Annotated in this window: 18 protein-coding genes; 14 read left to right on the top strand and 4 right to left on the bottom strand. The window is 60.4% G+C overall.

Annotated features, from left to right (window positions below; genetic code table 11):
- The first annotated feature begins 158 nt into the window (after nt 1–158).
- The 3 genes from RS75_RS12805 to RS75_RS12795 all read left to right on the top strand — a co-directional run bounded on the left by RS75_RS12805 (nt 159) and on the right by RS75_RS12795 (nt 1763).
- Nucleotides 159–596, top strand: coding sequence for a bleomycin resistance protein (locus tag RS75_RS12805; RefSeq protein ID WP_045020997.1), 438 nt, complete (start codon nt 159–161; stop codon nt 594–596).
- Nucleotides 597–602: 6 nt separating this feature from the next.
- Nucleotides 603–1277: an HAD family hydrolase gene (locus tag RS75_RS12800; RefSeq protein ID WP_045020995.1), complete on the top strand. Its 675-nt coding sequence runs from the start codon at nt 603–605 to the stop codon at nt 1275–1277.
- Between the two features lie 108 nt (nt 1278–1385).
- Entirely contained in the window at nt 1386–1763 is a 378-nt protein-coding gene (locus tag RS75_RS12795) for a hypothetical protein (RefSeq protein ID WP_045021170.1), read from the top strand.
- Between the two features lie 49 nt (nt 1764–1812).
- On the opposite strand, the gene RS75_RS12790 is transcribed toward RS75_RS12795, so the two are convergent.
- Nucleotides 1813–2118 (bottom strand): pyrophosphohydrolase domain-containing protein, encoded by a 306-nt coding sequence (locus RS75_RS12790; protein WP_045020993.1) that lies wholly within the window; start codon nt 2116–2118, stop codon nt 1813–1815.
- Nucleotides 2119–2268: 150 nt separating this feature from the next.
- Between RS75_RS12790 and RS75_RS12785 the strand changes: the two genes are divergently transcribed.
- Nucleotides 2269–3048 carry a sulfite exporter TauE/SafE family protein gene (locus tag RS75_RS12785; protein ID WP_045020992.1) on the top strand — a complete coding sequence of 260 codons (780 nt, stop codon included), beginning with the start codon at nt 2269–2271 and terminating at the stop codon, nt 3046–3048.
- A 32-nt stretch (nt 3049–3080) separates the two neighbouring features.
- Here RS75_RS12785 and pdxH read toward each other — a convergent pair whose 3' ends face one another.
- Nucleotides 3081–3701 carry a pyridoxamine 5'-phosphate oxidase gene (gene pdxH, locus RS75_RS12780; protein ID WP_045020989.1) on the bottom strand — a complete coding sequence of 207 codons (621 nt, stop codon included), beginning with the start codon at nt 3699–3701 and terminating at the stop codon, nt 3081–3083.
- A 131-nt stretch (nt 3702–3832) separates the two neighbouring features.
- Here pdxH and RS75_RS12775 point away from each other — a divergent pair, with 131 nt between their 5' ends.
- The 4 genes from RS75_RS12775 to RS75_RS12760 all read left to right on the top strand — a co-directional run bounded on the left by RS75_RS12775 (nt 3833) and on the right by RS75_RS12760 (nt 7110).
- Nucleotides 3833–4207 (top strand): RT0821/Lpp0805 family surface protein, encoded by a 375-nt coding sequence (locus RS75_RS12775; protein WP_267884617.1) that lies wholly within the window; start codon nt 3833–3835, stop codon nt 4205–4207.
- A gap of 212 nt (nt 4208–4419) precedes the next feature.
- Nucleotides 4420–5535, top strand: coding sequence for a DnaJ C-terminal domain-containing protein (locus tag RS75_RS12770; RefSeq protein WP_045020988.1), 1116 nt, complete (start codon nt 4420–4422; stop codon nt 5533–5535).
- Nucleotides 5536–5666: 131 nt separating this feature from the next.
- Entirely contained in the window at nt 5667–6485 is an 819-nt protein-coding gene (gene fabI / locus RS75_RS12765; RefSeq protein WP_045020986.1) for an enoyl-ACP reductase FabI, read from the top strand.
- Nucleotides 6486–6516: 31 nt separating this feature from the next.
- Nucleotides 6517–7110, top strand: coding sequence for a histidine phosphatase family protein (locus RS75_RS12760; RefSeq protein ID WP_045020984.1), 594 nt, complete (start codon nt 6517–6519; stop codon nt 7108–7110).
- Between the two features lie 229 nt (nt 7111–7339).
- Here the strand turns inward: RS75_RS12760 and RS75_RS12755 are convergent, their stop codons facing one another.
- Nucleotides 7340–7600 carry a DUF1344 domain-containing protein gene (locus tag RS75_RS12755; RefSeq protein WP_045020982.1) on the bottom strand — a complete coding sequence of 87 codons (261 nt, stop codon included), beginning with the start codon at nt 7598–7600 and terminating at the stop codon, nt 7340–7342.
- Between the two features lie 40 nt (nt 7601–7640).
- On the opposite strand from RS75_RS12755, the gene RS75_RS26780 reads away from it, so the two are divergent.
- The 3 genes from RS75_RS26780 to ribB all read left to right on the top strand — a co-directional run bounded on the left by RS75_RS26780 (nt 7641) and on the right by ribB (nt 10264).
- Nucleotides 7641–7916 (top strand): hypothetical protein, encoded by a 276-nt coding sequence (locus tag RS75_RS26780; protein ID WP_162484805.1) that lies wholly within the window; start codon nt 7641–7643, stop codon nt 7914–7916.
- A 137-nt stretch (nt 7917–8053) separates the two neighbouring features.
- The gene (gene aroC / locus RS75_RS12750; RefSeq protein ID WP_045020980.1) at nt 8054–9151 is read left to right on the top strand and encodes a chorismate synthase; all 1098 of its coding nucleotides are present in this window, start codon (nt 8054–8056) and stop codon (nt 9149–9151) included.
- Between the two features lie 12 nt (nt 9152–9163).
- Nucleotides 9164–10264, top strand: a complete 1101-nt coding sequence (gene ribB, locus RS75_RS12745; RefSeq protein WP_045020978.1) for a 3,4-dihydroxy-2-butanone-4-phosphate synthase — start codon at nt 9164–9166, stop codon at nt 10262–10264.
- 158 nt (nt 10265–10422) lie between these two features.
- Here the strand turns inward: ribB and RS75_RS12740 are convergent, their stop codons facing one another.
- Nucleotides 10423–11613: a winged helix-turn-helix domain-containing protein gene (locus RS75_RS12740; RefSeq protein WP_045020976.1), complete on the bottom strand. Its 1191-nt coding sequence runs from the start codon at nt 11611–11613 to the stop codon at nt 10423–10425.
- 114 nt (nt 11614–11727) lie between these two features.
- Between RS75_RS12740 and RS75_RS12735 the strand changes: the two genes are divergently transcribed.
- Genes RS75_RS12735 through RS75_RS12725 form a run of 3 tightly spaced genes read left to right on the top strand, consistent with a single transcriptional unit; the run spans nt 11728 to nt 13605 of the window.
- Entirely contained in the window at nt 11728–12408 is a 681-nt protein-coding gene (locus tag RS75_RS12735; RefSeq protein ID WP_045020975.1) for an energy-coupling factor ABC transporter ATP-binding protein, read from the top strand.
- Nucleotides 12405–13010 (top strand): energy-coupling factor transporter transmembrane component T family protein, encoded by a 606-nt coding sequence (locus RS75_RS12730; protein WP_045020972.1) that lies wholly within the window; start codon nt 12405–12407, stop codon nt 13008–13010. Before RS75_RS12735 ends, RS75_RS12730 begins: the two co-directional genes overlap by 4 nt.
- A 31-nt stretch (nt 13011–13041) precedes the next feature.
- A complete protein-coding gene (locus RS75_RS12725) occupies nt 13042–13605 on the top strand; it encodes a biotin transporter BioY (protein ID WP_045020971.1) in 564 nt (187 codons plus the stop codon).
- The last annotated feature ends 1 nt before the right edge of the window (nt 13606 follow it).

Genomic DNA, 13606 nt, shown 5'->3' with positions numbered 1-13606 from the left:
CGGCGAAACGTTGAACCTGCCGCGACAAGCTCAGCCAGTAGCACCGCACATGGCTGCCATGATGAGGATTCCTCTGGCACGCCGCCGAGAAGACGATAAGATCGCCCATCACGACAGGCCTCTTCTCCCATCGCCCGGCCTGCGCGGCAAAGGAGACCATGACCATCATACGAAATGCCCTCGTCCCGGAACTTGCCGTCAGCGACTGGCAGAAAAGCCGCGCTTTTTATTGCGACCTGATCGGTTTTCATGTGGCCTATGAGCGCGCCGAAGAGGGCTTCACCTACCTTGCGCTGGGTGATGCGCAGCTGATGATCGACCAGATCGGCGCGACCCGGACCTTCGTGGCGGAAAATGCAGCGCTTGAATTTCCGCTGGGTCGCGGCATGAACCTGCAGCTCGCCGTCCCTTCCCTGTTGCCGATCCTGGCGCGGCTGGAGCGAGCCTCGATCGATCTTCTCCTGCCGCCGGAGGAAAAATGGTACCGGCGCGGGACAGTCGAAGTCGGCAACCGGCAATTTATCGTGGCCGATCCGGACGGTTATCTGATCCGCCCGTTCGAGAGCCTCGGCGAACGCCCCTTCCGGTTCGGTTGAGCCGGCATGCTGCCTTTTCTCCCGCATGCTGTCATTTTCGACATGGACGGATTGCTGATCGAAAGTGAGGCGCTTTATCGCGACTCCTTTCTGGCGGCGTCAGATGAAGGCGGCCACGGAATGCGGGTCGAGACCTACCAGAAGGTCTGCGGCAGCCCATGGGATGTCATCACCGGAACCATTTTCGCCGATTATGGCGCGGATTTTCCGATCGATACCTTCCGCGATGCATGGCTCCGGCATCTTGCCGTGATGATGGCGGAAGGCGTGGCGCTGAAACCCGGCGTCATCGAAATCCTCGATCTTCTCGACCGGCTCGACATCCGCCGCGCCATCGCCACGTCCTCGCGGCACGATTCGGTCACGCGCCACCTCGGCCCTTACGATCTTCTCAGACGTTTCGACACCATCGTCGCGCGCGGCGATTATACCGCGCCGAAGCCCTCGCCCATGCCCTATCTGACCGCCGCAAAGCGTCTCGACATCGATCCGGGCCTTTGCCTGGCGCTTGAAGATTCCTGGCACGGCGTCCGCTCCGCCTCCTCGGCGGGCATGATGACGATCATGGTGCCGGATGTCGCGCCGCCGACCGACGAAATGCGGGAGAAATGCATCGCCGTTTCAAGCGACCTTCATGCGGTGGCAAGCCTTCTGCAGTATGCACAGCCGTCAGCGGTGTGAAAGCGCGTCACATGCCTTTAGTGATTGGTCTTTATGGTGACGCGTATATCGGCTGACAGGCCGATGCTGTTAGAATTCATTGTCGGCGCATCCATAAACGGAGTGGTCATGCTGCTTGTCGCCGTGTCGCTCGCGACGCTTATACTGCTCGCCCTTTCCGCATTTCAGATTGTCCTTGTGGCGGGTGCGCCCCTCGGTCGCTTCGCCTGGGGCGGCGAGCACAGGGTCCTGCCCGCCACGCAACGCATTGCCAGCGTGGGATCTGTCGCGATCTATGCCCTTGCCGCATCTTTTCCGCTGCAAAAGGCGGGTTTCATCAGTCTCTGGCCGGCAGACTGGATCGAGCCCAGCATCTGGATCATCGCCTGCTATTTCGCGGTGAGCATCGGATTGAACGCAATGTCGCGAAGCCGTGCGGAGCGGCGGTACATGACGCCGGTAGCCGCCATTCTCGCAATTCTGTTCTTTATCGTCTCGTTCTCATAATCGCGGCAGTGGCAGGCAGCGCCAAGGTCGAATCTCATTCCACAAACTGTCATACCGACGGCGTAAAACGCCACTTGCGCTCTATCGAACCTGCAATATCCAGCCCCTTGTGGTGAGCCAGCAACAGCACATGGCCGAGGAGATCGGCGGTTTCGTCGGCGAGATCGCGCTTCATCTCGTCTTCGCTTTTGCCTTTGCTTCTCCCCCGCCCCGTCAGGCGGTTCCAGGCCTGCGTGACCTCGCCGATCTCTTCCTGAAGCTTCAGCATGTACCAGTCGGGATCGCGGACGATCCCGTTTTCCTCAGCGTATTTTTGCGAGGCCTCTTCGAACTGGCGCATCATGACAGCAAGCATTTGTTCATCCTTTGTTCATGAGATACAACTCTAATCACGATTCTCCGGCGACGTCGACCCGAAAGGGCGCATACGACCGTGAACGGAAATTTCCGCGACAGGCGTCTGCATGCGGGATAGAAAAAGGCATTCGAAACCGTGCAGTCACCCATGTCTCAGCTCGATTTTTTCTCAGCCCTCATCACCGCGCATAGTCCGTCGCTGCTTGCGATGTTTGCGGGCGCTGCCTTTCTCGCCGGCCTTGCCCGCGGCTTTTCCGGTTTCGGTGCGGCGCTCATCTTCATTCCGCTTGCCAGCGCCATCGTCGGACCACGCGTTGCTTCGGCGGTTCTGCTGGTGGTGGACGGCGTCCTGACACTCGGCATGATACCGCCCGCATGGCGCATGGCGGACCGGCGGGAAGTTTTCATCATGGCGGCTGGCGCGCTTGTCGGCGTGCCGCTCGGAACCATCCTGCTTTCCAGCGGAGATCCCCTGACCCTGCGCTGGATCATCTCCGCCGTGGTGGTCGTGCTGCTGGTGTTTCTGGTTTCCGGCTGGCGTTACAGCGGTCGGCCGAAAACGCCGCTGACCCTGTTTACCGGGCTTATTGCCGGGCTGTTTTCAGGCGCTGCGCAACTGGGTGGTCCGCCCATCGTCGCTTATTGGCTTGGCGGCGCCCTCAAAGGGGCTTTCGTGCGCGCCAACGTCATTCTCTATTTCGCGATTTCGACGGTAATTTCCGCTGCCAGCTATTTTCTCGGTGGCCTTTTCACCGCCGATGTGCTGGTTTTTTTCCTGCTGGCCCTGCCGTTTTACGGGGCTGGTCTTTATGCTGGCGCGCGGCTGCACGGGCTCGCCGACGAAGCCGCATTCCGGCGCATCTGCTATGGCCTGATCGCCATTTCCGCCATCATCGGCCTGCCGCTGTTCGATGCGCTGCTGAAATAGGCGGGCCGGAGAACGACCCGCCTCCGCCGCCTTCACGGATACATGCGAACCTTGGACCAGGGCTCATCCGGCGTCTCGCGACGGAATTCGACGCGGTCGTGCAGGCGGAACTTGCGGTCGTGCCAGAACTCGATGCTGACGGGGCGAATGCGGAAACCGGACCAGTAGGACGGGCGGGGAATTTCACCGATCGCATATCTGGCGGTATATTCGGCAACGGCCTTTTCCAGCGCGAAACGGCCTTCCAGCGGCCGCGACTGCTTCGACGCCCAGGCGCCGATGCGGCTGCCGCGCGGGCGTGAGGCGTAATAGGCGTCCGCCTCCGCATCGCTGACGATCTCCACCTCGCCGCGCAGACGCACCTGCCGTCGCAGGCTTTTCCAGTGGAAACACATGGCCGCCTTTTTCTGGCCCAGAATCTCGCGTCCCTTCTGGCTTTCGAAATTCGTGTAGAAAACGAAGCCGCGATCATCCACGTCTTTCAGCAGCACCATGCGCACATTCGGCAGGCCGTTTTCATCGACGGTTGCCAGCGCAACCGCGTTCGGATCGTTGATTTCGGAAGCCGTCGCATCCTTCAGCCACTCGGCAAAAAGTGTGAACGGTTCATTTTCTTCCGTGAAGTCACTGGATGTTAACCCCGTTTCCGACATATTGACTAAAATACTCCCGAGCTGATTTGGACCCCAGAGATGATCTCTGGTGAAAGATGGTGACCGTCATAGCAAAGTCGAACAGTCGAACAAAGGGCCTCCTTTCGTCGATAGCGGAAGTTTCCGCCATCGTGTCATTGCTCGTTGTGCTGAGCGGTTGCGTCAGCCTTGATCTGTTCGGCGGCGATAAAATCGACCGCACGCTTTCCACCGCTTCCGTTCCGAACCAGCCGAACAATGGCCAGCAGACGGACGACGCGACGATCCGCAACGCGGTAACATCGGCCGATCTTACCAAGCTTGCCGACCAGCCGCTGCCCTGGGCCAATGCCGCAACCGGCAGCGCCGGCGTCGTCACCACCATTCATGAAGACAGATCCAGCGGTTTCGTCTGCCGCGATTTCAGGACGACGCGCCACTCCTTCGAGGGCATTGCGAGCTATGCGGGACAGGCCTGCCTGTCGGAAACCGGCGAATGGTTACTCACCCGCTTCGAGCAGAAATAAACTGTTTACCCTGGTGCAGGGAATAAAGCCTGCCGCACGGCAGCGCGCAGTCCCCGTAAAGAACTGATTAGCAACTTATTGCAACAGTCGACGTTGAGTAAACCGAGGGCGTGCTGGCGAATGATCGCGGGCATCCCTTTTCGGAGGGGTTTGTTTCAGGATTGCGCCATGAGCGGCAGCACACGCCTGAGCCAACGTAACTGGTGTTTCGCATGCGCGATCCGTATTCCATCCTCGGCGTGAAACGTGACGCCCGCCACGAGGACATCAAGGCCGCCTGGCGCACGAAGGCGAAAACCGTCCATCCGGACGCCAATCGCGACGATCCCGACGCATCGGCGCGATTCGCCGAGGTGGGGCAGGCTTACGACCTCCTGAAAGACCCCAAAAAGCGCGATCTTTACGATCAGGCCCGCAAGGCGGCCGAGAAAAAGCAGCGCGGCGAAACCATCATGCAGCAGCGGGAGGCGGCACGCGAGGCCGCCGAACGCGCCAAGGTCGCTGAAAAACTGATGGAGGAACTGGCCCGCGCGGATGCCCGCAACAGGGCGCAGACCGGCCAGAAAACCGACGGCCGGCCGGAAACGGCCGAGGATATCGTCGAGCGGATTTTTGGCGCCGAGGCGCAGAACGACCCCAAGGTGCAGCAGGCAGCGGAAGCGGCAAAAGCTGCGGCCAGCGGCGCAAGAGGCTATATGCCGGGCGCCGGCGAAACCGGACAGCCCGGTGCCGCCGACGACAAATCCGCCCCCGCCTCGCTTGCCACCAATCTCTTCAGCGCGCTCGTGCGCCGCTTCCGTCCTGCCCAGCCGGCGCCGGAAAAGGCGCCCGATATCACGGCGGAAGCCACCGTCACGGTCGCCGACCTTCTGGAGCGCAAATGGGTGACCGTAGCACTTGGTGAAGAACGCGACGCCCGTTTCCAGCTCGAGCCCGGAATGACCGACGGCCATGTGGTGCGGCTGAAGGGACAGGGGCTGAAACTTCCCGGCATGGCGCGCGGCGATCTTTTCGTGACGTTACTGGCGGCGCGCGACGACGCCTTTTCCCTTCGCGGTTTCGATATTCATACGACGTTGCCGATCTCGCTCAGTGATGCGGTTCTGGGTTGCGAAACGAAGGTCGGGACGCCGCTTGGCGAGGAAACCGTTACCATTCCGCCCTGGTCCGGCTCTGATCGGGTGCTCAGACTTGCCGGCAAGGGCCTTGCCGACGGCAAGGGCGAATATGGCGATCTCGTCATCGAACTGCGCATCATCCTGCTCGAAAAGCCGGATGAGAAGGTGACCGACCTGATGCGGCATATGCGCGAAGGCCTGTATTTGTGAAAGTTTCACGAATAGGCGGGACAACGCACCCTTTGTTACGCTCCCTAACAGTAGATGATCCCCGGCAATCTTGAACAGGATTGCAGCCTATGCCATAGGCAGGATCAATCGAAAGTATCAGGGAGCACAAAATGGCTCAGGCATCCGGCCTTATGGCTGGCAAACGCGGCATCATCTTGGGTGTCGCCAATAATCGTTCAATCGCTTGGGGCATTGCCAAGGCCTGTGCCGACGCGGGCGCGGAAATCGCGCTCACCTGGCAGGGCGACGCGCTGAAGAAGCGTGTCGAACCGCTGGCGCAGGAACTGGGTGCCTTCATGGCCGGCCACTGTGACGTGACCGACCTCGAGACGATCGATGCGGTTTTTGCCGGGCTGGAAAAGCACTGGGGCAAGATCGATTTCGTCGTGCATGCGATCGCCTTTTCCGACAAGGACGAGCTGACCGGCCGCTATCTCGACACCAGCCGCGACAACTTCAACCGCACCATGGACATCTCCGTCTTTTCGCTGGCCGCCATTGCCAAGCGGGCAGAGCCGATCATGAATGACGGCGGCTCGATCATCACGCTGACCTATTACGGCGCCGAGAAGGTCATGCCGAACTACAACGTCATGGGCGTGGCCAAGGCCGCACTTGAGGCCAGCGTGCGTTATCTCGCCGTCGATCTCGGCAATCGCGGTATCCGCGTCAACGCCGTTTCCGCCGGCCCGATCAAGACGCTTGCGGCCTCCGGCATCGGCGATTTCCGTTACATTCTGAAATGGAACGAATATAATGCGCCGCTGAAGCGCACCGTTTCCATCGAGGAAGTCGGCAAGTCGGCGCTTTACCTGCTGTCCGACCTTTCGACCGCCGTGACCGGCGAAATCCACCATGTGGATTCCGGTTACCACACCATCGGCATGAAGGCTGTGGACGCGCCCGATATTTCGGTGGTCAAGGACTGAGCCAACCGAACTTTGAAACAGGGGTATCGCCTTGCTCGTCTATGTGATCCGGCACGGACAAACGGACTGGAATGCGATACGCCGGCTTCAGGGTCAGAAAGACATTCCGCTCAATGATTTCGGCCGCGAGCAAGCGGTCGGCAACGGCAAGATTCTCGCGCAAATTCTAGGCGCTTCGGCGAATGATTTCGATTACGTGGCAAGCCCGCTCGGGCGCACGCGTGAAACCATGGAACTGATGCGCGGGGCGATGGGGCTCGATCCCCTTGCCTACCGCACCGACGATCGCCTGGTCGAGGTTTCCTTCGGCGACTGGGAAGGCCAGACCCTGCCGGAGCTGAAAAAAGAATTCCCCGACCGGGTGAAGGCCCGCAAGGCCAACAAGTGGGATTTCATTCCCCCCGGACAGGACGCCGAAAGCTACGAAATCCTGTCCTGGCGCATCGGCGCATGGCTTTCCTCCGTCGAGGTCCCCACCGTCTGCGTCTGCCATGGCGGCGTGATCCGCTCGATCTTCAGGCTGGTATCCGGCATGGACAAGGACGAGGCCTCCCGAACACCAATCCCGCAGGACCGGATTTTGAAAGTCGAGATCGACAGGAATGTTGCAGACTGGGCTTCTTGAGCGAAGCACTGTCCTCGCATGTGGCACGGCGATGCGGCCTGCTTCTTCTCCCCGGCGGGGGGAAGGTGGCCCGAAGGGTCGGATGAGGGGGAACCCCCACCGAATATCGCTACCCTCGCCCCCTCATCCCGCTGCCGCGACCTTCTCCCCGGCGGGGAGAAGAAACGGATGCAAACGCTCGTTCACAATAGCGTTTTGCCTTAGCGACCAAGCCATCAACGGAAGGGCCTTACTGTACGACCTCGAGATCGTCGACCACACGTTTTCCGTCGACTTCCGTGTAGAAGACAACGACCTTCACGCCCGCCTTCAGGCCTTCGAAATTGAATTCTTCCGGCACACGGTAATTCTTGCCGTCGTTGAGCGTGATGCTCAGAGCATTCACGTCGATCTTGCTGATCGTCCCCTCGACATCGACGCTCTGGGCGTAGCCGTTGATGGGCATCAGCAGGTTGGTGGCGGCCAGAAGGGCGGCAATCATCATACGCATCGATCTAGCTTTCGTGGATTTGTGTGAAAACCTTACATGCATGAAGAATTGCCTTTCGAATGTGGCGGAAATTGCCCGCAACCATGACATTTTCGGCCCAATTGATGAACGGATTTTGGACCGCGTTCAAGTCGTTAGTGATTTTTACACCGCATTTCACAGCAATATTGGAAAACTGCAAAATAGCGTGGAAAACACCCGCGCTTTTACACTTTCGTCATCTCGAAAAACTTGCACGCCTGTTCGAATCATTTCCCCCTGCCCGGTCGGCTGCCACGACGAAGCCTGTCGTTTTCCGGCCGGCCCGACGTCGTGAACGGTGCGTCACCTTCTTATCGGACTTGCGATGAAAGAAAGGCTTTTGCCTTGGTCCGATTTTCTACTATGACAAATCCGCTTGTTTTAAACGGCCCCTGTCCGCAGGCGCGCCCTCGTATTCCGGTCTAGAGAAATATGTCGCATAACAGCTTCGGTCATCTTTTTCGCGTTACCACCTGGGGAGAAAGCCATGGCCCCGCTTTGGGCTGCGTGGTGGATGGTTGCCCGCCCGGCATTCGCTTCACGCTGGCCGAGGTGCAGCACTGGATGGACAAGCGCAAGCCCGGCCAGAGCCGCTTCGTTACCCAGCGTCGCGAGGATGACATCGTCAAGGTCCTGTCCGGCGTGATGCTGGACGAGGATGGCGAGACGATGACAACCACCGGCACGCCGATCTCCATGCTGATCGAGAATACCGACCAGCGTTCCAAGGATTATGGCGAGATCGCCCGCAGCTTCCGCCCCGGCCATGCCGACTTCACCTATGACCTGAAATACGGCATTCGCGACTATCGCGGCGGCGGACGCTCCTCCGCACGCGAGACAGCGGCGCGTGTCGCCGCAGGTGCAATCGCCCGCAAGGTGGTGCCGAGCCTCACCGTGCGCGGCGCGCTGGTGCAGATCGGCAAACACAAGATCAACCGTGATAATTGGGATTGGGATCAGGTCGACCAGAACCCGTTCTTCTGCCCGGACCCGGCCATGGTGCCGGTATGGGAAGAGTATCTGGATGGCATCCGCAAGTCGGGATCGTCGATCGGCGCTGTCGTCGAAGTCGTGGCGGAAGGGGTTCCGGCCGGCATCGGCGCGCCGATCTACGCCAAGCTCGATCAGGATATCGCTTCCAGCCTGATGTCGATCAACGCCGTCAAGGGCGTGGAGATCGGCGAGGGTTTTGCCTCGGCCGAGCTTTCCGGCGAGGAAAACGCCGACGAGATGCGCATGGGCAATGACGGCAAACGGATTTTCCTGTCCAACCATGCCGGCGGCATTCTGGGCGGCATCGCGACCGGCGAGCCTGTTATCGCCCGCTTCGCCATCAAGCCCACCTCCTCCATCCTGACGGAGCGGCAGTCCATCGACGCCGACGGCCGCAATGTGGATGTGCGCACCAAGGGTCGTCACGACCCCTGCGTCGGCATCCGCGCCGTGCCGATCGGCGAGGCGATGGTGGCCTGCACCGTTGCCGACCATTATTTGAGAGATCGCGGCCAGACCGGCCGGTTAAAGTAAGGTAGACCCGAAATGGCATATGATCAGAAACGTGTCGTCGACGCCATCCGCGCTTTCGAAGCCGGAGAGATCGTCGTCGTGACCGATGACGACGATCGCGAGAACGAAGGCGATCTGATTATTTCGGCGGTTCATTGCACGCCCGAAAAAATGGCGCTCATCGTGCGCCACACCTCCGGCATCGTCTGCGCCCCCATGCCGCGCGAGGAAGCCAAGCGGCTGAACCTCAACGCCATGGTGGCGGAAAACGACAGTGCGCATACGACTGCCTTTACCGTCAGCGTCGATTTCAAGCACGGCACCACGACAGGCATTTCCGCCGACGACCGCACGCTGACGGTGCGCAACCTCGCCAACCCGAATGTCGGCGCGTCCGATTTTACCCGGCCGGGTCATATCTTCCCGCTGATTTCCCGCGAAGGCGGCGTGTTGATGCGCTCCGGCCACACCGAAGCAGCCGTCGATCTCTGCCGGCTCGCCGGCCTGCCGCCGATCGGCGTCATCAGCGAGCTGGTGAACGATGACGGCACCGTGATGCGCGGTCCGCAGGTTCTGGATTTCGCCGACAAACACGGCATGAAGCATGTTTCGGTCGCCGATCTGATCGCTTATCGCCAGCGTAAGGAAACGCTGGTCGAGATGGAGTCCTCCTTCACCATCGAAACGCCCTTCGGGCCTGCAAAGGCGCAGACCTATTCCCTGCCCTGGGATCCAATGCAGCATATGGCGGTGATTTTCGGGGATATTCGCGATGGCGTCGATATTCCCGTTCGCCTGCACCCCGAAAACGTTGCCGACGACGTGTTCGGCGACCGCCAGCCGGTGCGGCATTATATGCAGAAGATCGCCGAGGAAGGCCGAGGCGTCATCGTCTACCTGCGCGAAGGCTCGGTCGGTGTCGGCCAGGTGTCAGGACGGCGCAAGGCGCGTGACCCCGACGAGGCGCATGCCCAGGCTCGTTCGCGCGAAAACGAATGGCTGGAAATCGGCCTCGGCGCGCAGATCCTCAAAGACCTCGGCATCAGCTCGATCAAGCTGATGACGACACGCGAACGTCACTATGTCGGGCTTGAAGGTTTCGGGATCAAGATTTCGGCAACGGATATCGGGTGATTTAAGGCACTGAAAGTGCCGTCACCCCGGACCCGATCCGGGGTCCAGCACGATCAAGTCCTTGATCGTTAAAGACTCCTTTCGCCGCACAGACGTGCGGCGGCTGGATGCCGGGTCAAGCCCGGCATGACGGAAGAGGACTTGGTGGGAATAAGGCTCTAATCCCGCCATCCCTCCAGATAATTCACACTCTCAACCCCCGTAAACTTCGCAAGCCGCGACAATTCCGCGTCGAGTTTCTCGAACCTTCCCACTGATGCGCGTACGCCCGGTTCGAGCCAGAGGCGGCGCACATCCAGCGTGCCGCGCTTGCGGTCCGCTTTCATGTCGATGCGGCCGATCAGCCGGTCTCCCTCCAGAAGCGGGAAGACGTAATAGCCATATTGCCGTTTTGGCTCGGGCACGAAGACCTCGATGCGGTAATAAAAGCCGAACAGTCGCTCCGTGCGGTTGCGGTCGCGCAAAAGCGGATCGAAGGGGCTGAGAACACGGACGCGGGACGACGGTTCCGGCAGGTTGGAGACATCAGCGCTAAAATCCGCAAAGGCATAGGACGGGCGGGCAGCGCCGCCATCGCTTGCGAGAAGCGAGATCTCGCACAATTCATCGCGGTGGCTTGTCACCCAGTCCTTCGCTTCCTGCGAGGTGACGAGATCGAAAAAGGCGGCGATCTCGCCGTGGGTGGCGAAACCCAGCCGCTTCAGCGCCTGCCGGCAGGCCCAGTCGACAAACTCCGCGTGCTCCACTTCACTTTCGTGATGCTCGCCGGGAATGACCCGCTCCGCCAGATCGTAAACCTTCTGGAAATTCACCCGGCCGGCAATGGCGAGCTTGCCGGTGTGCCACAAATATTCGAGTGCGGTCTTGGAAGGATGCCAGTTCCACCAGCCGCCTGACTGATGCCCCTCCTCCTTCAGCTCCCGCGCCAGAACCGGGCCGGTCGCGGCAATACGCTCCAGCGTCTCTGTGAAAGCCGCATCGAAACCCTCGCCATGCCACTTGCGCCAGCGCTCCTGAATGATCGGCTCGCGGCGGCGGAAGCGATGTTTCCAATAGGGATAAAATTCTGTCGGCACGATGGAGGCGTCATGGGTCCAGTGCTCGAACAGCGCACGGTCCTTTTCCAGCAGCGTGGTCAGATGTTCGCGCCTGTAGGTCTGGTTTCGGGAGAATAAGATCTGGTGATGGGCGCGCTCCACCGTGCCGATGCTGTCCACCTGCACGAAACCGATATCGGTGATGAGTTGCAGCAGGCCATCCTTGGAAAGCGCCTTGCCGGGCGGGGAGGAAAGCCCCTGCCGCGCCAGAAAAATTCGCCTTGCCGCTTCGTTCGAAACCTTGATCATCATGGCGCAGAAGGTATGACGGCTTTTTCAGGATTGCAATGTTCTTTTTTTGTTCTTTATTTCACTTCTGTTGATGACACGATATAGAACCGGAAAGCGATAGAGGAAGCATCAACCTTGGAAATCCGTTTCGACACCGCCAGCGTCGCCTTCGAGGGCAGGCAGGCATTACAGCCCCTGTCCCTGACATTGACGGAGCAGCGTATCGGCGTGATCGGCCTCAACGGCTCGGGCAAGACCACGTTTGCGCGGCTGATCAACGGGCTGACCAAACCCACCGGGGGCAAGGTGTCGGTCAACGGTCTCGATACCGTGAAGGATGCGAAAGCGGTATTGCAGACGGTCGGCTTCATCTTCCAGAATCCGCAGAACCAGATCATCCTGCCGATCGTGCGCGACGATGTCGCCTTCGGGTTGAAACGGCTCGGCATCGGCAAAGCGGACACCGACAACAGGGTGAAGGCCGTGCTTGCCAGGCTTGGCATCGCGCATCTGGAAGAACGGCGCGCGCACGAACTTTCCGGCGGCGAATTGCAATTGGCGGCGCTGGCGGCCCTTCTGGTCACCGATCCGCAAATCCTCATTCTCGATGAGCCTACCAACCAGCTCGACCTCAAAAACCGCACTATCGTGGAAAAAACCATGGCGGCGCTGTCGCAGGCGCTGATCGTCATCACCCACGATCTGCCGCTGCTTGCCAGCTTCGACCGGGTGCTGGTTTTTCACGAGGGCGCATTGATTGCAGATGCCGCGCCCGAAGAGGCGGTCACGCACTATCTGGAGGTGGCATCGCGATGAAGTCTCTACATGTCGAAGGCACCGGCTGGCTCTACCGCGTCTCGCCGCGCCTCAAGCTCGTGACGCTGATGGGCTTCAGCATTGTGCTGTTCCTCACCCGCGATCTGCTTTGGCTGGGATGCGCCGTGATTTTAGCCGCCGCCATTCTGCGCGAAACCCAGCTGCCCTTCCGGGAGATCGGCCTGCGGCTGCGCCCCGTAATGCTCACCATTCTGCTCGTTGCCGCCTTCAGCTATCTGCTGCTTCCCGCCCATGACGCAAGCGTCAATCTTTTGCGGCTGACGGCACTGGCGCTGCTCGCTACTGCCGTCACCATCACCGTCAGCATTTCCCAATTCATGGATGAGATCGCGCTTGCCGCCGCGCCGCTGGAGAGGCTGGGGCTGGTCAAGGCGGCCGATATCGGGCTCGCGGTCGGGCTCGTCGTACGGTTCGTGCCTGAGATCGTCAACCGTTACCACGGCGTGCGCGATGCGCACCGGGCGCGCGGTCTTCCCGTTCGGTTTGCGACGATCATCGTGCCGCTGGTGATTATGACGTTGAAGGATGCCGATGCCATTGCCGACGCCATTGACGCGCGCGGTTTCAGAGGCCAAAGCTGACGGCAAAACAACCATCCGGAGTTCCCGAGCCATGACGACCCGCGACCTTGTGCTGATTTCGCTGTTTTCCGCCATCATCATCGCGCTCGGGCTTTTGCCGCCGATCACCCTTGGTTTCATTCCGGTACCGATCACCGCGCAGTCGCTCGGCGTCATGCTGGCCGGTGTCGTGCTGGGGGCGAAACGCGGCACGCTCGCGGTTCTCCTGACAATCCTCATCGCCGCCATCGGCCTGCCGGTGCTTTCGGGTGGGCGCGGCGGTCTTTCCATCTTCACCACGCCGACCACCGGCTTCCTGATCGGCTGGATCGCAGCGGTTTTCGTGACAGGTACTCTCTCGGAAAAACTCGTCAATCGCGGCCAGTCTGCCCTGACGCAGGGTATCGGCTTCTTCGTCGCCAGCCTCGCCGGCGGTGTGGTCGTGCTTTATGCTTTCGGCATCACCTATCTGGCGCTGGTCGTCGGGCTTGGTTTCGAGAAGGCCTTCATGGGCTCGCTCGCCTTCATTCCGGGTGATGCGCTGAAGGCCGTGCTTGCCGCCCTTGCCGGCCGCGCCGTAATGGCGGGTTATCCGCTTCTGCCGCAGCGCGCCTGAT

Source organism: Rhizobium nepotum 39/7 (assembly GCF_000949865.1).
Classification (GTDB): Bacteria; Pseudomonadota; Alphaproteobacteria; order Rhizobiales; family Rhizobiaceae; genus Agrobacterium; species Agrobacterium nepotum.
Note: the sequence above shows the minus strand (reverse complement) of the source record. Positions and strands in the feature narration are given on the sequence as shown.